The sequence below is a fragment of the Streptomyces sp. NPDC059853 genome (assembly GCF_042731495.1).
Classification (GTDB): Bacteria; Actinomycetota; Actinomycetes; order Streptomycetales; family Streptomycetaceae; genus Streptomyces.
Genome location: NZ_JBHWJL010000022.1, coordinates 3,339 through 22,218, shown reverse-complemented (window position 1 = coordinate 22,218; position 18,880 = coordinate 3,339). Strand labels below are relative to the sequence as shown.

16 protein-coding genes and 1 tRNA gene are annotated in these 18,880 nt (G+C 72.2%); 4 read left to right on the top strand and 13 right to left on the bottom strand.

All coding sequences use genetic code 11. The annotated features are described in order from the left end of the window. Positions 1-175: 175 nt before the first annotated feature. Positions 176-1,459, bottom strand: coding sequence for a family 16 glycosylhydrolase (locus ACFV5N_RS04420; protein WP_385593902.1), 1,284 nt, complete (start codon positions 1,457-1,459; stop codon positions 176-178). A gap of 129 nt (positions 1,460-1,588) precedes the next feature. Between ACFV5N_RS04420 and ACFV5N_RS04415 the strand changes: the two genes are divergently transcribed. After that, positions 1,589-1,792 (top strand): hypothetical protein, encoded by a 204-nt coding sequence (locus ACFV5N_RS04415; protein ID WP_385593900.1) that lies wholly within the window; start codon positions 1,589-1,591, stop codon positions 1,790-1,792. A 46-nt stretch (positions 1,793-1,838) separates the two neighbouring features. Here the strand turns inward: ACFV5N_RS04415 and ACFV5N_RS04410 are convergent, their stop codons facing one another. From ACFV5N_RS04410 to ACFV5N_RS04390, 5 genes are all read right to left on the bottom strand, one after another. Further along, complete coding sequence (locus ACFV5N_RS04410) at positions 1,839-2,693, bottom strand: RNA polymerase sigma factor SigF (RefSeq protein ID WP_385593897.1); 855 nt, start codon at positions 2,691-2,693, stop codon at positions 1,839-1,841. A gap of 201 nt (positions 2,694-2,894) precedes the next feature. Then, a complete protein-coding gene (locus ACFV5N_RS04405; protein WP_019432286.1) occupies positions 2,895-3,677 on the bottom strand; it encodes an RNA polymerase sigma factor SigF in 783 nt (260 codons plus the stop codon). Between the two features lie 234 nt (positions 3,678-3,911). Continuing rightward, a tRNA-Ser gene (locus tag ACFV5N_RS04400) sits at positions 3,912-3,998 on the bottom strand. Between the two features lie 10 nt (positions 3,999-4,008). Further along, a complete protein-coding gene (gene tadA, locus ACFV5N_RS04395; protein WP_385593894.1) occupies positions 4,009-4,497 on the bottom strand; it encodes a tRNA adenosine(34) deaminase TadA in 489 nt (162 codons plus the stop codon). Positions 4,498-4,506: 9 nt separating this feature from the next. Continuing rightward, positions 4,507-5,052, bottom strand: a complete 546-nt coding sequence (locus tag ACFV5N_RS04390) for a hypothetical protein (protein ID WP_385593891.1) — start codon at positions 5,050-5,052, stop codon at positions 4,507-4,509. Positions 5,053-5,200: 148 nt separating this feature from the next. On the opposite strand from ACFV5N_RS04390, the gene upp reads away from it, so the two are divergent. Continuing rightward, positions 5,201-5,836 (top strand): uracil phosphoribosyltransferase, encoded by a 636-nt coding sequence (upp, locus tag ACFV5N_RS04385; RefSeq protein ID WP_375062055.1) that lies wholly within the window; start codon positions 5,201-5,203, stop codon positions 5,834-5,836. An 85-nt stretch (positions 5,837-5,921) separates the two neighbouring features. On the opposite strand, the gene ACFV5N_RS04380 is transcribed toward upp, so the two are convergent. From ACFV5N_RS04380 to ACFV5N_RS04370, 3 genes are all read right to left on the bottom strand, one after another. Beyond that, positions 5,922-6,605 carry a LytR C-terminal domain-containing protein gene (locus ACFV5N_RS04380; RefSeq protein WP_385593888.1) on the bottom strand — a complete coding sequence of 228 codons (684 nt, stop codon included), beginning with the start codon at positions 6,603-6,605 and terminating at the stop codon, positions 5,922-5,924. A 90-nt stretch (positions 6,606-6,695) separates the two neighbouring features. Continuing rightward, positions 6,696-6,992, bottom strand: a complete 297-nt coding sequence (locus ACFV5N_RS04375) for a type II toxin-antitoxin system VapB family antitoxin (protein WP_019432291.1) — start codon at positions 6,990-6,992, stop codon at positions 6,696-6,698. Between the two features lie 57 nt (positions 6,993-7,049). After that, positions 7,050-8,462 carry a M20/M25/M40 family metallo-hydrolase gene (locus tag ACFV5N_RS04370; RefSeq protein ID WP_385593885.1) on the bottom strand — a complete coding sequence of 471 codons (1,413 nt, stop codon included), beginning with the start codon at positions 8,460-8,462 and terminating at the stop codon, positions 7,050-7,052. A 111-nt stretch (positions 8,463-8,573) separates the two neighbouring features. On the opposite strand from ACFV5N_RS04370, the gene ACFV5N_RS04365 reads away from it, so the two are divergent. After that, positions 8,574-9,497, top strand: coding sequence for an AEC family transporter (locus ACFV5N_RS04365; RefSeq protein ID WP_385593883.1), 924 nt, complete (start codon positions 8,574-8,576; stop codon positions 9,495-9,497). 57 nt (positions 9,498-9,554) lie between these two features. After that, a complete protein-coding gene (locus tag ACFV5N_RS04360) occupies positions 9,555-10,475 on the top strand; it encodes a glycosyl hydrolase (RefSeq protein WP_385593880.1) in 921 nt (306 codons plus the stop codon). On the opposite strand, the gene ACFV5N_RS04355 is transcribed toward ACFV5N_RS04360, so the two are convergent. The 4 genes from ACFV5N_RS04355 to ACFV5N_RS04340 form a co-directional block, all read right to left on the bottom strand. Next, the gene (locus ACFV5N_RS04355; RefSeq protein WP_385593878.1) at positions 10,441-10,746 is read right to left on the bottom strand and encodes a hypothetical protein; all 306 of its coding nucleotides are present in this window, start codon (positions 10,744-10,746) and stop codon (positions 10,441-10,443) included. The two genes, ACFV5N_RS04360 and ACFV5N_RS04355, sit on opposite strands and share 35 nt — an antisense overlap. A gap of 100 nt (positions 10,747-10,846) precedes the next feature. Next, positions 10,847-11,719: a ricin-type beta-trefoil lectin domain protein gene (locus ACFV5N_RS04350; protein WP_385593875.1), complete on the bottom strand. Its 873-nt coding sequence runs from the start codon at positions 11,717-11,719 to the stop codon at positions 10,847-10,849. 11 nt (positions 11,720-11,730) lie between these two features. Further along, positions 11,731-14,379, bottom strand: coding sequence for a right-handed parallel beta-helix repeat-containing protein (locus tag ACFV5N_RS04345; protein ID WP_385593872.1), 2,649 nt, complete (start codon positions 14,377-14,379; stop codon positions 11,731-11,733). 5 nt (positions 14,380-14,384) lie between these two features. Next, a partial coding sequence (locus tag ACFV5N_RS04340) for a hypothetical protein (protein WP_385593870.1) occupies positions 14,385-18,880 on the bottom strand: 4,496 nt, incomplete at its 5' end.

The following is an 18,880-nucleotide window of genomic DNA, read 5'->3' as shown; positions in this document are numbered from 1 at the left end:
GCCCGGCCCGCCGCCCAGGGTCCGCACGCCCGGGCGGCACCCGCCCGTGCCGCCGCCGGCGGCGAGCCACTGGGCCCCACCCGTGCCCCACGCCCCGGTGAGGACGGCGCGGCGGCCGGGGGACCTGAGGGGTCGGTCAGGGGTTCTCATGTCCCGGTGAACGAACGGCGCGGGCTCAGGGTGCCGTCCACTTCTGGGCGGGGTTGCCGGAGCAGTTCGCGATCTGGAGCTGGTTGCCGTTGGCCGGGTCGGCCCAGGGGACGTCCAGGCACTTGTCGGCGGCGATGTTCACGATGTCGCGGGCGCCGCTGATCGCCCAGCGCTGGGTGGCGTTGCCGGTGCAGTCCCACAGGTGGACCTTGGTGCCGTCCCCGGTGCGGCTGTCGACCAGGCTGAGGCATTTGCCGAGCGCCCGCAGGGTGCCGTCGGAGTGGACGGTCCAGCGCTGGGCCGAGGTGCCGTTGCAGTCGTAGAGGACGACGGGGGTGCCGTTGGCGGTGTTGCCACCGGAGACGTCCACGCACTTTCCGGCCAGGCCGGTGATCGGGCCGGTGCGGCCGTCACCCCCGCCGTTGTCGCCCCCGCCGTCGTACGAGGTGACGGTCACGTAGTCGACGACCAGCTGCTGCGGGAAGACGGTGGTGCCGTCGGGGTAGCCGGGCCATTCGCCGCCGACCGCGAGGTTGAGGATCATGAAGAACGGCTTGTCGAAGACCCACTGCCGGCCGCCGAGGTCCGCGGGGGTGCGGGTCTGGTAGACGACGCCGTCCACCGACCAGCTGATGCGGTTGGGCGACCAGTCGACGGCGAAGGTGTGGAAGTCGTCGGCGAAGGCCCGACCACCCGGCAGGGTGTAGCCGGCGCCGATGCCGCCGCCGCCGGAGTAGCCGGGGCCGTGCAGGGTGCCGTGGACGGTGCCGGGTTCGAAGCCGACGTTCTCCATGATGTCGATCTCGCCGCTGGCCGGCCAGCCGACCTGGCCGATGTCGGCGCCGAGCATCCAGAAGGCGGGCCACATGCCCTGTCCGCGCGGCACCTTGATGCGGGCCTCGACCTTGCCGTAGGTGGTGGTGAACTTTCCGGCCGTGTTCATCCGGGCCGAGGTGTACTGGCAGGTGCCGTACCAGCACTGGTAGTTGGCCGGGTTCTCCTTGCGCGCGGTGATCACCAGGTTGCCGTTGCCGTCGAGGGCGGCGTTGTTGGTGCCCGGGGTGTAGTACTGGTGCTCGCGGTTGTTGCCGCTGTTGTCGCCGGTCTCCAGCTGCCATTTGGAGCTGTCGACGGCCGAGCCCGCGGGGCCGTTGAAGTCGTCGTGGAAGAGGACCTGGGCCGCGGACACGCCGGAGTCGGGGTCGGCGGTCGCGGACACCGTGGTCAGCGCCGTCCAGCCCAGGGCGAGGGTCAGACCGGCTGCCAGCAGGCGGCGGGTGGGGGTACGCAGTGCGTGTCTCCGCTTCATGACACCATTTCAGCGGCGTCATGTGAGCATGACAAGGTGTTGGTATAGACCAGCCTTAGGGCGAGGTTAAGCCATCCTCAAGGGGCCGGACTGTGTCCCGGGGGCAGGCGTTCGCTAGGGTCACCGGACATGGCTCACAACCCCCAAGCACCCCAGAACCCGCAGCAGGATCCGGCGGGCAGCACTCAGATGTTCCGCGCCTTCGTGGACGAGGAACCGCCGCAGCGGCGCGCTCAGCAGTCCGCCTCGGCCGGCCCGCGCATCGGGCTGATCCTCGGCGTCGTGGTGGGCGTCCTCGCGCTCGCGGGCGCGGCCTGGATCGCCTTCGGCTGACCCGTGTCACCGGCCCGGACCGGCGATCTCCCGCCGGTCCGGGAACTCACTCCTCCGCCGTCAGGCCGTCCCGCAGCTGGGCGAGGGTGCGGGTCAGCAGCCGGGAGACGTGCATCTGCGAGATGCCGACCTCCTCGCCGATCTGCGACTGGGTCATGTTGGCGAAGAACCGCAGCATGATGATGCGCCGCTCGCGCGCCGGCAGCTTGGCCAGCAGCGGCTTCAGCGACTCGCGGTACTCCACGCCCTCCAGCGCGCCGTCCTCGTAGCCGAGCCGGTCCGCCAACGACCCCTCGCCGCCGTCCTCTTCGGGCGCGGGGGAGTCCAGCGAGCTGGCCGTGTAGGCGTTGCCGACGGCCAGGCCGTCCACGACCTCTTCCTCCGAGACGCCCAGGCACACGGCCAGTTCGGCGACGGTGGGCGAACGGTCCAGGCGCTGGGCGAGTTCGTCGCTGGCCTTGGTGAGGGCGAGCCGCAGCTCCTGGAGCCGGCGCGGAACCCGGACCGACCACGAGGTGTCGCGGAAGAAGCGCTTGATCTCCCCGACGACGGTGGGCATCGCGAACGTCGGGAATTCCACACCGCGTTCGCAGTCGAAGCGGTCGATCGCCTTGATCAGGCCGATGGTGCCGACCTGGACGATGTCCTCCATCGGCTCGTTGCGGCTGCGGAACCGCGCCGCCGCGTACCGCACCAGCGGCAGGTTCAGCTCGATGAGGGTGTCGCGCACGTAGCCGCGCTCGGGGCTGTCCTTCTCCAGGGTGGCCAGACGCTGGAACAGCGAGCGGGAGAGCGTGCGGGTGTCGAGGTTGTCGGTCGGCGGTACGGCGGGGAGCGGTTCGGGTTCCTGCGGCGTGCCGGCTGTGGTGAGCACCTTGGAGCTGCCCAGTTCTACGGACATGCCACCCCCTTGGAGGTCGTGGACGGGTCACGGCGGCGCACTCGGTACGAGAAGTGGCGTCACCCTCGTGGATACCGGAGCTGCCGCCACGGCAAACGCGGTTCTAGCAGAATGTCACACGTCATCAACACGATGTAGCGTCATGTCGATAAAACGGCACAGCGAACCCTGGAGTTCCTGGAGTTGGGTCCCTCGTTCGCGTTACGCGTCGATCGGATTTGCGGAGCGCAGACGGGCGAAGCTCCTGGTGAGCAGCCGGGAGACATGCATCTGCGAGACGCCCAGCTCCGCGCTGATCTGCGACTGGGTCAGGTTGCGGTAGTAGCGCAGCAGCAGGATGCGCTGCTCGCGCTCCGGCAGCTGCACCAGCAGATGCCGTACCAGCGCCCGGTGTTCGACCCCGGCCAGCTCCGGGTCCTCGTACCCGATCCGCTCCACCAGACCGGCCGACCCCTCGTCGCGCTCCTGTGCCGCCTCCAGGGACGAGACCCGGTACGCGCTCCCCGCCTCCAGGGAGGCCAGCACGTCCTCCTCCGGGACCTGGAGCCGCTCGGCGATCTCGGCCGGGTTGGGGTCCCGGCCCAGCGCCACCGTCAGCTCCTCGGTGGCCCCGCGCACTTGGGCCCACATCTCGTGCAGCCGGCGCGGTACGTGGACGGAGCGCACGCTGTCGCGGAAGTACCGCCGGATCTCGCCCACGATGGTGGGCATCGCGAAGGTCGGGAACTGCACACCGCGCCCGAGGTCGAAGCGGTCGATCGCGTGGATCAGGCCGATCGTGCCGACCTGGACGATGTCCTCCATCGGCTCGTTGCGGTTGTGGAAGCGCAGCGCCGCGTACCGCACCAGCGGGACGTTGGCCTCGATCAGGGCTCCACGGACCCGGGCGTGCTCGGCGGTGCCGGCCTCCAGCCGGTCGAGCTGCTCGAACAGTGCCTGCGTCAGCGCCCGAGCCTGGGCGCCCCGGGTCTGCGTCACCGCCACCTGCCGACCACCCTTTCACGTTTCAATCAACGGCAAAAGCGGTCATAGCATCACAAGACATGTCCACTGTGTGCAAGTACCGGATTACCACGTGTTGATCGCCCGGAAGGGCCGGACGGACCACGGCCGGGCGACGGCCGGCGGGAGAGCGGGCGGGCGCGCGGGTACGGACCGGGCCCGGATACGGCGCGGGCCCGAGCCCCCGGGAAGGGGGTCGGGCCCGGCACACAGACGCGGTAGCGGAGGGATTTGAACCCTCGGTGGAGTTGCCCCCACACTCGCTTTCGAGGCGAGCTCCTTAGGCCGCTCGGACACGCTACCGTCGCGAAGCTTAGCATCCGTCGCCGCGCCCGAAGAATTCGGTGAGCAGGGCGGCCGCCTCCCCGGGCAGCACCGCGTCGATCACCTCGGGACGGTGGTTGAGCCGCCGGTCGCGCAGCACGTCCCACAGCGAGCCGGCCGCCCCCGTCTTCGCCTCCCGGGCGCCGTACACCACCCGCTCGGCGCGGGAGAGCACGATCGCCCCCGCGCACATCGTGCACGGCTCCAGGGTGACCACCAGGGTGCAGCCGGCCAGCCGCCAGTCACCGAGCCGCCCGGCCGCCTCGCGCAGCGCCAGCACCTCGGCGTGCGCGGTGGGGTCGCCGGTCGCCTCGCGCGCGTTGTGGCCCCGTCCGAGGACGGCGCCGTCCGGCCCGCCGGGGCCGAGCACCAGCGCCCCGACGGGTACGTCACCGGCCTCGCCCGCCGCGCCGGCCAGGTCCAGGGCCTGACGCATCGCGGGGATCCAGGGGTCGCGCAACGGGTCCGGGTCACCCATCGCGCGCGGTCACCTGACGGCCTCCAGTACGTCCGCGGCGCCCAGCGTCTCGGCGATCTCGCTGAGCGCGTCGTCGGCGGAGAGGGTGAGGACGGCGGCGGCGTCGATGCCGAAATCCGCGAGCAGTCCCGCGTCGCCCACCGGGCCGCGCGGCACCGCGTCGGGATCGAGCGCCCCGTCGTCGTTGTCGTTGTCGTCGGTGTCCCGGCCGCCCGCGACATCGTCGTCGGTCAGGTCGTCCAGGTCGTCCAGGGCCGGCATGCCGTCGTCCGCGGCCTGACGGCCCAGCAGTTCGTCCGTCAGCAGGATCTCGCCGTACGCGCTGCGCATGGCACGTGCGGCATCCGAGACGAAGACGCGTGGATCGTCCTCGCCGTCGATCCGGACGATGCCGAACCAGACGCCCTCCTGCTCGATGCAGACCAGGACGGTGTCGTCGGGAGCCGCCTCCCGGGCCAGATCGGCCAACTCGTCCAGGCTCTCCACATCGTCGAACTCGGTATCACTCGCTTCCCAACCATCATCGGTCCGCGCGAGCAGTGCGGTGAAGTACACCGTGACTCTCCCCACTCGGTTTGGCTCTGCCACTCAGCATCGTGGCAGAAAAGGGGTGGCCTGTCGGGTAACCCGGCAGTTCACCTGCGCAATATTCCGCATCCGCCCGGCAGCCGGAGTGTCCGGGGCATTCGGTACTGTCGCATTCATGCGGACCCATGTCGTCGACCACCCGCTGGTGGCGCACAAACTGACCACGCTGCGCGACGAGCGCACCGACTCCCCCACCTTCCGGCGGCTGGCTGACGAGCTGGTCACCCTGCTGGCGTACGAAGCGACCCGTGACGTCCGCACCGAACTCGTGGACATCACCACCCCCGTGGCCGCGACGACGGGGGTGCGTCTGTCGCACCCCAAGCCCCTCGTCGTGCCGATCATACGGGCGGGTCTCGGGATGCTCGACGGCATGGTGCGGTTGCTGCCGACGGCCGAGGTGGGCTTCCTCGGCATGATCAGGGACGAGGAGACGCTCCAGGCGGCGACGTACGCCTCGCGGATGCCGGAGGACCTCTCGGGGCGCCAGGTGTACGTGCTGGACCCGATGCTGGCGACCGGCGGCACGCTGGTGGCGGCGATCCGGGACCTGATCAAGCGCGGCGCGGACGATGTGACCGCGATCTGCCTGCTGGCCGCCCCCGAGGGCGTGGAGCTGATGGAGCGCGAGCTGGCCGGCGCGCCGGTGACCGTGGTGACGGCGGCGCTGGACGAGCGGCTGAACGAGCTGGGCTACATCGTGCCCGGCCTCGGCGACGCGGGTGACCGGCTGTACGGCACCGCCGGCTGATCCGGCCGTACGGTACGGCGGGTACGGCCGGTTCGCCCGTCCGCAGCCCGCCCGTTCCCGCGCCCGGGTGCCGGGCGCCCGCCGGTCAGCACTCCTGGCCGGCGGCCTCCGTCCCGGGCTCGGGCTTCTGAAGGGCTTCGAGGGCGCGGGCGGCTTCCTGCGGGGCGGTGAGTTCCTGGAAGGCCTCGCCGATGACGAAGTCCACCTCGGGGGTCTCCCGGGTGTCGGCCGCGTCGGCCTCCGCCTGCTCGGCGCCGGCGAGCTGGGCGCCCACCACCGCCAGCGCGCCGTTCTCCTGGGCCTCCCCCGCGCCGAGCAGCAGCCCGGGCGCCTCGACCTTGCCGTCCAGCTCCTCGGGGGCGTTGTCCACCTCGCCGATGACGAAGCCGCGTTCGGCGAGCGCGTCGGCGGTCTGCTGGGCGAGGCCGGTTCTGGTGGTGGCGTTGTAGACGTTCACCGTGATCGATCTGGGCTCGGGCAGCTCGGCCAGCGGTCCCGAGGCGCCCTCCGCCTCGGTGTCCGGGCGTTCGGTGGCGCACTCGCGGGCGCCGGAGGCGGCGGCCCGCTGGGGCCCGTCGCCCTCGGCCTCGGCGGAGAAGACCCGGATGAGCTGGAGCGTGCCGGTGCCGACCAGACCGAGCACCGCGACGGTGGACAGGGCCAGGGCCACCGTGCGGCGGCGACGGCGCGGGGGGCGCATCCGGGGGTAGCGGTCGCCCGTGACGCGGTATTTCTTTCCGCCCATGCCGGGAGGCGTCAGCATGCTCATGGACGCAGCGTAGTCACCCACGGGTGCCAGGACCTATTAATGATCAGCTGATCTGCTCAACCGGCCCCGAACGGCCGACCGCCGCCCTCGTCAGTCCAGCTCCAGCACGCGGGCGTGCAGGACCTGGCGCTGCTGAAGGGCGGCGCGGACCGCCCGGTGCAGGCCGTCCTCCAGATAGAGGTCGCCCTGCCACTTCACGACGTGGGCGAAGAGATCGCCGTAGAAGGTGGAGTCCTCCGCGAGCAGCGTCTCCAGGTCCAGCTGGCCCTTGGTGGTGATCAGCTGGTCGAGACGCACCGGGCGCGGCGCGACGTCCGCCCACTGCCGGGTGTTCTCCCGGCCGTGGTCAGGGTAGGGTCGGCCGGTTCCGATGCGCTTGAAGATCACACGCAGAGCCTACCGGGCGGGGCCCGCGCCGCGCAGCCGCACGGGATTTTCCGGCCGTCAGCGGGGGGTGGTCAGGGCGTCGGGCCGCCACGCGGAGTGGCCGACGGCCCGCGCGATCACCGCGAGGTTGGCCTCCAGGGCCGTCCGGTCGATGTTGCCGAGGTCGTCGCAGGCGGCGTGGTAGCAGGGATCGTACGGGGCGCCGGCGGTGCCGCCCCAGCGGTCGGCCTGGTCGGCCGTCTTCAGGCCCTCGGCCCCGGTGTAGCTGCCACCGGCCGGGATGCCCGCCTCCACGAAGGGCGCGTAGTCGCTGCGGCCGTTGAACGGGGACAGTTCGGCGGTGATGCCCTGCTCGGCGAGGTAGCCGCTCAGGTGGCCGGTGACGGCGGCGGAGCCGTCCGGTGCGCCGGTGCCGTCGTGCACGAAGTACCCGGCGTTGGGCGAGGCGATCATGTCGAAGTTCAGGTAGACCGCGATCGCCTCCCGTTCGGCCTCGGTGAGCCCGTCCACGTAGTGCCGGGAGCCGAGCAGCCCGGATTCCTCCGCCGACCACAGGGCGAAGCGCACGGTGGCGCCGCCGCCCCGGTAGTGGTCGGCCAGCCGCAGGGCGGTCTCCAGGACGCCGGCCGAGCCGGAGCCGTTGTCGTTGATGCCGGGTCCGTCCGGGACGGAGTCCAGGTGGGCGCCCGCCATGACCACCCGGTCCGGGTCGCCGCCGCGGGTCTCGGCGAGCACGTTGACGGTCTCGCGGTCCTCGGCGTGCTGGGCGAGGTCGAGGCGGACGGGGCTGTCGAGGTCTCCGGCGGCGAGCGCGAGGCCGTCCGCCCGGGAGATGCCGCCGACCGGGAGGACACCGGCGTCCGGGTCGCCGAGCGTGCCGCCGAAGGGGCCGCCGTCCGGGGTGCTGTCGTAGACGACGGCGGCCACCGCGCCGGCCGCGGCGGCCTGCCCGGCCTTGGCGGCGAAGGTGCACTCGCCGCGTTCGACGAGGGCGATCCGGCCCCGGTGGGTGTCGCCGGGGTAGTCCTCGGGGGAGCAGCCGAGTCCGCCGGCCACCGCGAGCGGGGCGGTGAGCCCGTCGTCGGGGGTGTTGGCGGTGTACGTCATGGCCCGGATGGGGATGTCGCGGCCGTCGGCGGTGGTGAGGCGTTCGGCGGTGGTCTCCCGGTAGGAGAAGCCGAAGCGCTGGTAGTCGACCCGGTAGCCGGCCGCCGCGAGCAGGTCGCCGGCGTAGCGGGCGGAGCGTTCGTGGCCGGTGCTGCCGGCCGCGCGGTGGCCGCCGGAGGTGTCGGCGATGCGCTGGAAGGCGGCCAGGTGGCGCAGGGCGCCGTCGGCGGTGGTGTCCTCGGCGAGGACGCGGGCGAGCCGGTCGGCGCGGGCGTCGGGGGCGTCGGGGGGCGCGGCGCCCACGAGGAGCAGCAGGGGGAGGGCGGCCAGCGGGGCGATGATCGTACGGATTCGATTGCGCACGGAGCGTCACCGTAGGGAACGGGGTGCGGTGTGTCACGGAGGCCGCCGGTGCGTCTTCCGTAGTGGAGATCACATTGACCTCTTAGATGTACACGACACATAGTTGCCCGCATGGGTGGTGTGATCACGGGGTTCGCGATCATCGCCAGCATCATCGGTACCGGCTATCTGCTCGGATGGCGGGGATCGCTCGGCGAGAACGGGCGGGAGGTCCTCACCAAGCTCGCCTTCTACGTCGCGACCCCCGCGCTGCTGTTCACCACCCTCTCCGCCGCCGATCTGAGCGTGATCTTCTCCACCCCGCTGCTGGTCACCGCCGTCTCCACGGGCACGGTCGCGGCCGTCTTCGTGGCGGTGGGCGCGGTACGGCGCTGGGGGGTGGGGCGGACGACCGTGGGTGCGCTGTGCTCCAGCTACGTGAACGCCGGCAACCTCGGCATCCCCATCGCCGTGTACGTCCTCGACGACGCCACGCTGGTCGCGCCGGTGCTGCTCTTCCAGCAGCTCATCGTCATGCCGGTGGCGCTGACCGTGCTGGACCTCTCCACCCGCGGCGGGGCCGGCACCCCGTGGTGGCAGCGGGTGCTGACCCCCTTCCGCAACCCGGTGGTGATCAGCGCGCTGGCCGGCGTCGCGGTGGCGGCCTCCGGCTGGACGGTGCCCGAGCCGCTGCTGGAGCCGGCGGTGCTGATCGGCAACATGGCGGTGCCCGCCGTGCTGCTGGCGTTCGGGATCTCGCTGCGCGGCAGCAGTCTGCCGGGGCAGGGCGACGACCGCTGGCCGATGCTGCTGTCGGTGGGGCTCAAGTCCGCCGGGATGCCGCTGGTGGCCTGGGCGGTGGCCACCTGGGTGTTCGGTCTGGGGGCCACGGACGTGTTCCACGTGGTGGTGACCTCGGCGCTGCCGGCCGCCCAGAACCTCTTCACCTACGCCTCCCGCTACCAGGTGGGGGTGCGGCTGGCCCGTGAGTCGATCCTGCTCTCCACGGTGCTGGCGATCCCGGTGCTCGTGGTGGTGGCGGCCCTGCTCGGTTGATGTTGTCTTTGGTGCGGGCCTGTTGATTTCTGGGTGGAGATTCTAGGATCGCTGCCCATGACCGTTCTCTTCCGCGATCCCGTGCACGACGGGGCCACCGACCCCACCCTCATCCGGCACCGCGCCACCGGCGACTGGTGGATGTTCTACACCGCCCGCCGCGCCGGCCACGAGGGAGCGGGCGTGGAATGGGTGCACGGCACCGACATCGGCATCGCCGTCAGCACCGACGACGGCGCCCACTGGGAGTACCGGGGCCTCGCCCGCGGCCTCGACCACGAAGCGGGCCGCAACACCTACTGGGCCCCCGAGGTGATCTGGCACGACGGCCGCTACCACATGTACGTCACCTACCTCCGCGGCGTGCGCGCCGACTGGAGCGGGCCGCGCCACATCCTGCACTACACCTCCGCCGACCTGGAGCACTGGGACTTCGTCTCCGTGCTGCCGCTGCCCGGCGACAAGGCCATCGACGCCTGCGTGTGGCCCCTGCCGGCCGAGGCCGGCGGCGGCTGGCGGATGTGGTTCAAGGACGAGGCGGACGGCTCCACCATCCATGCCGCCGATTCACCCGATCTCTTCTCCTGGCGCCCGATCGGCCGCGCCCTGGAGGGTGACCAGGCGCACGAGGGACCGACCGTCCTCGCCCACGCCGGCGCCTACTGGATGCTCACCGACTACTGGTCCGGGCTCCTGGTGTACCGCTCCACCGACCTCACCCACTGGGAACGCCTGCCCGGCGCCCTGCTGGACGGCCCGGTCCCCGCCCACCACGCCGCCGCGCTCGGACAGGGCGACGACGCGGCCTGGCTGGTGTACTTCACCCACCCCGACCCGGACGGCGCGCCCCGCCGCTCCCGCGTCGAGGCCCTGCCGCTGACCGTCACCGGCGGCCGCCTGGCCACCGGCCCGGCCACCACCCCGCTGCGGCTGCGCGCCGACCTCACCGCGCCGCTGCGCGGCGGGACGGCCCGCTGACCCCGGCAGCCCCCGCGCCGCCCCCGTAGCACTGCGGGCAGTGCTCGCGCCGCACGGCGCGCAGCGCCCGTTCGTCGTACTGGTAGATCTCGCCCACCGAACCGTCGCACCCCCGGGTCGGGCACGGGGCGTTGGCCCGCAGCACGGACGCGCGCGGGGCGGCGGCCGGCAGCCAGCCGCAGGACAGACAGGGATGCAGGAAGATCTCGCCGCGCACATCGAGCGCGGTCACCGCCTGCGGGGCATCGCAGTCGGGGCAGGGGTAGGCCATGCACGGGACGGTATCCCGCCGATGGCCCTGCCCCTGCCCCGAGTTGCCGGCCGCACCCCTTCCGGGGCACGGCCGGAACGCGTATACGATCCGGCGCCGGTCAGCCGGAGATGGTCCACTTCTGCGCCGGGTTGCCCGAGCAGTCCGCGATCTGCACCTGGGTGCCGTTGCTGGTGTCCCCCCAGGGGATGTCCAGGCAGCGGTCGGCCGAGATGTTCACGATGTCGTTGTTCGGGGAGATCGCCCACCGCTGGGTGGCGTTCCCCGTGCAGTCCCACATGTGCAGCAGCGTGCCGTCACCGGTCTTGGCGTTCACCAGGCTCAGGCAGTTGCCCATCGCCCGCAGCGTGCCGTCCGACCAGAACGTCCACTTCTGGGCGCCCGTGCCGTTGCAGTCGAACACGATGGCCGGGGTGCCGTTGGCGGTGCGCGAGTTGGACACGTCCAGGCACTTGCCGTCCAGACCCGCGATCCGCACATCGGAGCGCAGCTTGTACGGGGCCGGCGGGTCCTCGTTCTTGGTGTCGGCCGGAGGATCGTTCTTCTTCTCCTCCTTCCGCTCCGGCGCCTCCTCCTTCCGCTCCGGCTCGTCCGCCACCGGGGGCGGGTCGGCGGCCGGCGGCGGGGCGGCCGGCGGAGCCACGGACTTCTCCTCCTTCTGCTCCTCTTCCTCCTGCGCCTCTTCCTCCGTCTCCTCCTCGGCCTGCTCCTCCTCCGCCTCCTCGGCGGGATCCTCGTCCACCACGACGGGCGGCAGCTGCGGCTGGATGTTCGCCACCGGAGCGGCGTCGCCGCCGTCGAAGACGTTGGCGCTCAGCAACGGGACCGCCAGGATCGTCGCGGCGGCCAGCACCGCGCCGGAGCCCAGCGAGGTCCACACCCGGCGGCCGGGCACCAGACCGCGCGGCGGACGGGAGGGGGCACGGGCGAAGGTTTCCGCGAAACGGGTCTGGGACCCGGGTGGTTGGGACATGGCTTCTCCTGTCAGAGGGGAAGGTCTTCTTCGCGCAGCGTCATCAGCGCGTGCGCTTCGGGCGTGGTCATCTCGGAGACGCGCATCGCCTGGCGCTCCGTCATCTGCTGGAACAGCTGGCGCGCGGTACGGCCGTTGCCGAACCGGTCGTCGCGCGGAATGGCCTCCACATAGGCGGCCAGCCGCTCACGGGCGCCGTCGCTCAGCTCGTAACTGTGCTGCTGGGCGTGGTGCTCCACAATGCTCACCAGTTCCTCCGTGGAGTAGTCGGCGAACAGCAGGGTGCGGGTGAACCGGGAGGACAGACCGGGGTTGGAGCCGATGAACCGGTCCATGTCCTGCGGGTACCCGGCGGCGATCACCACCACCTCGTCCCGGTGATCCTCCATCAGCTTCACCAGGGTCGCGATCGCCTCCCCGCCGAAGTCGTTGGCCACGCCCGCCGGAACCAGGGCGTACGCCTCGTCGATGAAGAGTACGCCGCCGCGCGCCCGCTGGAACGCCTCGGTGGTCTTCGGGCCGGTGTGCCCCACATACTCGCCCACCAGGGCGCTGCGGTCCACCTCCACCAGATGGCCCCGGGAGAGCAGGCCGAGCGCCTTCAGCAGCCGGCCGTACAGCCGGGCCACCGTCGTCTTGCCGGTCCCCGGGTTCCCGGCGAACACCAGATGGCGGGAGAGCGGCGGAGCGGGCAGCCCCGCCTCCTCGCGCATCCGCACCATCTGCATGAGCTTCACCATGCCGCCCACGTCGCCCTTGACGCCCTCCAGGCCGACGAGTTCGTGCAGCTCCTCCAGCAACTCCTCCAGGGTCTCCGGCTCGGGCTCCGGCTCGCCCGCCTCCGACAGGCCCCCCTCCGCGCCGTCCACCGTGACCGGTCCGGCCCCGCCCGTGCCGTCCTGCGGGACGCCGGGACGGCCCCCCGAGCCGCCGCGCCCGCCGCCGGTCCCGCCGCCCGCCGGACCGCTGCCGCCGGGACCGCTGCCGCCCGGGCCGCCGGTCAGCGTCGCCGAACCCACCCGGACCGACACGCACTCCTCGAACACCGGCCGCGCGCCGTTGGCGGTCCCCACGTCCTGGTCGCAGTCGAAGACCCGGCACCCCCGGAACACCGGCTCGGCGTCCGCCCCGATGTGCAGCGCCGGGAACGCGCTCTCCGACACATCGCAGTGCTCGAACACCCCGCGGGCCTTCTCGCCGACCAGGATGCCGTTCTTCCCGGCCCGCTCGATCCGCACCCCGCGCACCGTCGGCTCGGTGCCCTGCCACACCACGAGACCGCTGCCGCCCGCGCCGTACACCCCGCCGCCATCCATCCGCAGCCGGGCCCCGGAGTCCACCGTCACCCCGGCGCTGCCCACCCCGGTGACCGAGGTGGCCACCAGCGCCACCGTCGCGTCCGTGCCGATCTCCACGCCGCCCTTGCTCTGGCCGCTGATCGCGCACTCGCGCAGCTCGCTCTCCCCGGAGGACCGCAGCCGCACCCCGGTCTCCCCGCCCACCACCCGGGTGCCGCGCAGCGACAGCCGGGCGGTGTCCGTCACCTGCGCGCCGCACAGCCCCGGCCGGGTCAGCGTGCAGCCGGACAGGTCGGCGGCGGCCGCATCGGTGACCGCCAGGGCGTGTTCGCGGCTGTCGGTGACCGTGGTGCCCACCACCGTCCCCGTGGAGCGGTCGGCGAAGTGCAGCGCCGAGAACCCGGTGCGCGACAGCCGGCAGTCGACCGCCTCGGCCGCCGCCTCGCCCAGCGTCAGCAGCCCGTTGGCGGCCGGCTCCACGATCCGGCAGCCGGTCGCCGTCAGCTGCGTCGTGCCCCCGGCCGCCAGCGCGCTGCCGCCGACCCGGGTGATGCGGCAGTCCGTCAGCTCCGCCCGCGCCTCGTGGTCCAGCTGCACCCCCGACATCGACACCTCGTCGATCCGGCAGTCCTCCACCCGGGCCCGCGCGGTGTCCTGCACCAGCACCCCGTGCCGACCCGCCCCGGCCAGCCGCGCGTCGCGCACCAGCAGCCGGGAGTTGCCCCGGGCGCGCAGCGCCGAACCGGACACCTCGCTGACCCGCAGCCGCTCCGCCAGCAGCACCGCGGCGCCCGAGAGCACCACCCCGATGCCCTCCACCGAGTCGATGACGGTGTCCTCGGCCCGGGCCCGCGCGTCACCGTCCAGGTGCAGCGCGGTGTGGTGCGCGCCGTGCAGCCGGGTCTGGCGCAGCACCAGCACGCCGCCGGTGACCGGATCGTCCAGCTGGGCCCGCAGATCGTCGTCCACGGTGAGCGGCAGCGCCCCGCGGTCCGGATCGGCCGGGGCGCCCGGGGAGCCGAGCACCTCCACCCGGCCGTGGCTGAGCGCGCAGTCGTCCAGGGTCAGCCCCGAGGCGTCCTCCACCCGCACCAGCGGCTGGGCCGGGTCCTGGCCGCGCAGCGCCAGGCCGCGCACCCGGCAGTCGGCGGCGGCCACCGTCAGCGCCGGGCCCGTCGGCGGGCGGACCACCACCGACCCGGCACCGGCCGACGGCTCCAGGGTGACGCGGCGCTCCAGGCGCAGCGACTCCGGATACTCGCCGGGCGCGATGGAGATCACCGCGCCCGCCTCGGCGGCGGCCAGGGCGCGCGCGATGGTGCGGTGGGCGCCGCGGCCCTTGGGGGCGACCAGGATCTTCATCGGTATCAGTTCGTTTCCTCGGTGCTGTCCGTGCTCTCGGTGCCTTCGATGCTCTCCGGATTCTCCCCGTCACCGGAGGAGGCGGTGTACCAGGGGCGGTTGAACTCCTCGCGCAGGAAGCCGCCCATGAAGCCCATGCTGAAGCCCTTGTCGCCGATCTTGCCCAGGAAGGGGATGCCGAAGATGTCGAGGGCGCCCTGGCGGTGGTACCAGCGGCCGCTCAGGTTGTGGATCAGCGCGGTACGGCCCGCACCGATGCTCACACCGCCGATGACGCCGCCGAGCGCGGCGCCCGCGCCCTCCAGGAAGGCGTCCAGACCGTCCAGCTTCACCAGATTGCCGTCCGCGTCCTTGACACCGAAGATCGCGGCCGAGGCGGCACCGGAGATGAAGCCGCCGATGATGCCGGAGGCGATGGCCACGCTGAAGTCGTAGGTTCCGGAGCGCCAGCGGGTGATCTTCTCGATACCGGCGTACTCGCCGGCCATGTTGTCGTCGTTGGGGCGCCGGGTGAACGGGTTGCCCGCGTCCACCTGGCTGTTGCCGACCTTCGTCCAGCCGCCCCTGTTGTCCGAGAAGTGGCCGAGCGAGAAGGTGCCCTTGACGCCCGCGGCGATGGTGGCGCCGAAGGCGGCCTTGGCCACGTCCAGCCAGGTGAACTCGGTGTCGGTGGCTGCCGAGATGATGCCGGTGATGGTCAGTGTGGCCAGGAAGTCGATGATCCACTCCTGGGCCATGTCCACCGCGAGCGACCGGGCGCCCTTGCTCATGAACGAGGCGTACTGCGACTCGCCCGCGCCGACCTGGGGCCGGGACCACTGCTGGTCGTTGACCTCGCGGTACATCCGGCTGAAGCCGCGGTACTCGGTCGCCAGGCCGAGGTAGTTGGTGTCGCGGCCGATGAGCTGCGCCGGCGGCATGGAGGTCATCGGAGCCGGCGGCGCGGGCGTGGGGGCCGTCCGGCCGGACGCCAGCGCGCCCGCCCAGTCGCCGAGCTGGTGGAGGGCGTCCCGGCCGGTGAGCGAGACCCGGCCGAACGGGTCGTAGCTGTAGACGTAGCCGGACATGGTGCGCTCGTTGATGACGAACTGGACGCCGCCGGGCTCGGCGTAGCGGCGCCACTGCTTCGTCCACTCGTGGCTCTCCAGGAGGGTGCCGTCGTCCAGCTTGATCCGGCGGCGGATCTCGATGCCGTTGTCGAACTCCTTCCACACCCGCAGGTCCTGGTTGACTCCGCCCACTGTGCCGGCGGCCGGCGGCTCCGCGTGGTACTCCCGGACCCGGGGCGGGCCGTCGTGGCTCCAGGCGCTGGTGCTGCCGTTGTTCGGCTGCTTGGGCATCTCCTGGATCTTGAAGACGGTGCCGTCCCGGGTGAAGGTGTCCTCCCAGCGGAAGCCGTTCTGCCAGTCCGCGTGCTTGGCGCCGTCCGCGTCGATCCACATCCGGGTGCGGTCGCCGACCTCACCGAAGGACTGGATGTTGCCGTGCCGGTCGATCTTGTTCCAGTGCCAGGTGATGGAGCCGTCGGGGTTCGTCTGCCGCCAGGCGTCGAGGGTGGTGCCGTCGGCCAGCATCCGGTGCTCGCGCAGCAGCGGGCCCGTCTCGCCCTTGATCACCCGGCCGTCGGCGCCGCGGACGGAGGCGAAGTCCTGGAACGACTCGCGGTCCCAGTACAGCTTGTTGCCCATCTTGCCGTTGAAGGCCATCGTGCGGATGCCGGAAGCGACCTCGGCCCCGGTGGCGTCGAACGCCTGCCAGGTGAGGTTCTTGCTGTCGGGCGCGCCCTTGGAGATGACGGTGATCTGCTCGCCGGTTCCGCTGGTGAACGTGTCCGAGCGGCCGATGACGTTGCCGTGGATGTCGTAGTGCGTCCAGTCGCTGGACCGGGAGTCGACGGTGAGCCGGAAGGTCCGGTCCCCGCTGCCGACCGTCACGCCTTCGCCGGTGCGGACCGCCGGCGAGGGGCGGAACTCCATCAGCGAGCCGTCCTTGAAGCCGATCCGGGCGACGCGGGTCTCGCCGTCACCGCGCACGTACGGGTTGACGCCGTCGGTGGCCCGGTCGGGCCGGAACCGGTCCTGGAAGAGCATGGTGCCGGCGTCGGTGTCCGGCCGGGCGGCCAGGTCGGGCCGGACCGGCGGCTGCGGCGGCGGCGCGTCCGCCGCGGCGCCGGGGGCGGGGGCCGGCGCGGGGCCCGGCCGGGTGTTGGTGACGGTGAAGGCGTCGGTGTCGAAGGTCCGGAAGCCCTGGAGCTTGTCCGTCCCCTCGGACCAGGGGAGGTCCTTGCCCTGCATGACGGTGCCGGGCGGCATCTTCACGTCGCCGACGGTCAGCTCGTTGCCGCTGCCGAGCTTGCGCACCTCGCGGACCATGTCGCCGGACAGGTTGATGGACTGGATGGTGCCGTTGCCGCTGGTGGCCGAGATGCCCTTGGTGGTGGGGGCGCCGCCCGCGGTGGGGCTCTCCTTCCAGACGGCGATCTGGAACTTGTTGTCGGTGCGCAGGTAGCTGAAGTTGTCCAGCGAGGTGTGGAAGTAGGTGTCGGGGGAGAGCACGTTGCGGAACCACACCGGCGGGCGCTGCTCGGCCAGCCGCTGGCTCTCCAGCCAGTTGCCGTTCTCCAGCTGCTTGCTGATCCCGGTCTCCTTGCCGGCCGGGGAGTGCGAGATCCAGCTGCCTTCCTTGAAGGAGCCGTCCGCGTCGACGGTCAGCTGCTGGTAGCGGCGCACGTCGTGCGGGGTGGGCTGGAAGCGGCCGAACTTCTCGTGCACGGTGATGGTGTTGCCGGTGCGCGGGTTGATCGCGACGTCCGTCCAGCCCCGGCCGTGGCCCCATTCGCGGGTGCCTTCGGCCAGGTGCTTGAAGTCGGCGTCGTAGCGGTGCCAGGTGCCCTGGGTGAGGGCCTGCCCGGCGGGTACGGCGTTCATCTCGGTGAGGACGTGGCCGCCGTCCGGGTTGGCCCGGAAGTGCCGCACCCGGTGGCTGAGGGAGCTGACGCGGCCGGTGTCGGCGACATCGAACCAGCTGCGCGTGGACTCGCCCCAGTGCCGGGTGCCGTGCTGGGCGATCGTGCCGTCCGGGGTGATCTCCGACCAGCGCGGGCGCTGGCTCATCCGCCCGAAGTCGCCGCCGCTGGAGGAGGTGTGCACGTCCAGGGTGTTGCCGTTGTGCAGCGGGCGGCGCATGAACACCTCGGCGCCGCCGTGGTGGGTGAGGCGGACGACGCCGTTGCCGTGGCCCTTCATGTCGACCGCGCCGCCGTCGTACAGGTCGGTGTACCGGTTCGGGGGCGGAGCGATGACCGCGCCGGTGTCGTCGGTCTTGATCCGCGACCAGGTGCCCTTGGTGGCGCCGTCCGTGTAGGTGACCTTGAGGTGCTGGCCCTGGATGAGCTCGCCGTCCCGGAAGACGTTGATCCGCTGCTCGACGAGCTTGCCGCTGCCGTCGTACACCTTGTACTCGCCGGCGCTGAGGCCCTGGTCGTCGCCGCGGGTGACGCGGAAGTTGGCGCCGTCGGCGGTGACGGTGGCGCGGGGGTTGTGGACCGTGGCGAAGTTCCCGTCGAGCAGGGTGTTGTTGTCCACGCGCAGGAACGCGCCGTCCACGTCGTCGGAGAGCCGGATGGTGTCGAAGGTGGTGCCGTCGGCGTCGGTGACCCGGAACCGGGTGACGTTCGTTTCGCCCACGGGCACCTCGACGCTCTGCGCGGTCCTGGTGACCCGGCCGTCGGCGCCGTGCAGGGTGATGGTGGTGCCGTCGGCGTTCCGGAAGCGGAAGCCGCCGCCGTCGAGCGAGGTGACGCGGACGTCGTTCACCTTGGCGAGCGTGGTGTTGTCGAGCACGTCCAGGGCGGTCACCGTCCGGCCGTCGGTGGTGACGCTGAACGTCCGCACGCTGTGGTTCGAGGTACCCAGCCGCACGGCCTCGAAGTCGAAGGCGCCGTCCTTCGTGAACGCCGTGATGCGCGTGTCGCCCGTCGTGTGGAAACCGTTGTCGCCGTGGCGGGCGAGGCCCAGGGTGGTCTGCGGGTTGCCGGCCGCGTCCATCGGGTGGGCGCCGGGGGCGAGCCGGCCGTCACCGACCGGGACGTGGGCGTACACGCTGGTGTTGTCGGCGTAGGTGAGACGGACGACGTTGTGGGTGTGGTCGCGGCCCGGGCCGACGACGATGCCCTGGTGGCCGTTCTGGATCCGGAAGGCGCCGCCCGGCTGGGCGACGACATCCACGCCGGCGAGGGGGTTGCCGCTCGGGTCGAGCAGCGCCGGGTGGGCACCGGTGCGCAGGAATGTGCCGTTGAGCGGGGTGCCGGTGAGCGCCTGGGCGCTGAAGGAGTGGTGTCCGTTCGCGCCGTGGAAGGTGAGTTCGTTGGTGCCGCGCAGGACGAATCCGTCGTCGCCGTGCCGGACGACGGCGAGGTCGGTGAGGTCGTGGCCACCGGCGTCGACGGGGTGGGAGCCCGGTGTGAGGCGGGTTCCGTCGACGGGGAGGTGGACGTGGCCGA

Bases quoted from the DNA above. Each gene is read 5' to 3' on its own strand.
- ACFV5N_RS04415 (WP_385593900.1), top strand. From the start codon at position 1,589: ATGGCTCACAACCCCCAAGCACCCCAGAACCCGCAGCAGGATCCGGCG.
- upp (WP_375062055.1), top strand. From the start codon at position 5,201: ATGCGGACCCATGTCGTCGACCACCCGCTGGTGGCGCACAAACTGACC.
- tadA (WP_385593894.1), bottom strand. From the start codon at position 4,497: ATGGGTGACCCGGACCCGTTGCGCGACCCCTGGATCCCCGCGATGCGT.
- ACFV5N_RS04355 (WP_385593878.1), bottom strand. From the start codon at position 10,746: ATGGCCTACCCCTGCCCCGACTGCGATGCCCCGCAGGCGGTGACCGCG.
- ACFV5N_RS04360 (WP_385593880.1), top strand. From the start codon at position 9,555: ATGACCGTTCTCTTCCGCGATCCCGTGCACGACGGGGCCACCGACCCC.
- ACFV5N_RS04420 (WP_385593902.1), bottom strand. From the start codon at position 1,459: ATGAAGCGGAGACACGCACTGCGTACCCCCACCCGCCGCCTGCTGGCA.
- ACFV5N_RS04350 (WP_385593875.1), bottom strand. From the start codon at position 11,719: ATGTCCCAACCACCCGGGTCCCAGACCCGTTTCGCGGAAACCTTCGCC.
- ACFV5N_RS04345 (WP_385593872.1), bottom strand. From the start codon at position 14,379: ATGAAGATCCTGGTCGCCCCCAAGGGCCGCGGCGCCCACCGCACCATC.
- ACFV5N_RS04365 (WP_385593883.1), top strand. From the start codon at position 8,574: ATGGGTGGTGTGATCACGGGGTTCGCGATCATCGCCAGCATCATCGGT.
- ACFV5N_RS04410 (WP_385593897.1), bottom strand. From the start codon at position 2,693: ATGTCCGTAGAACTGGGCAGCTCCAAGGTGCTCACCACAGCCGGCACG.
- ACFV5N_RS04380 (WP_385593888.1), bottom strand. From the start codon at position 6,605: ATGAGCATGCTGACGCCTCCCGGCATGGGCGGAAAGAAATACCGCGTC.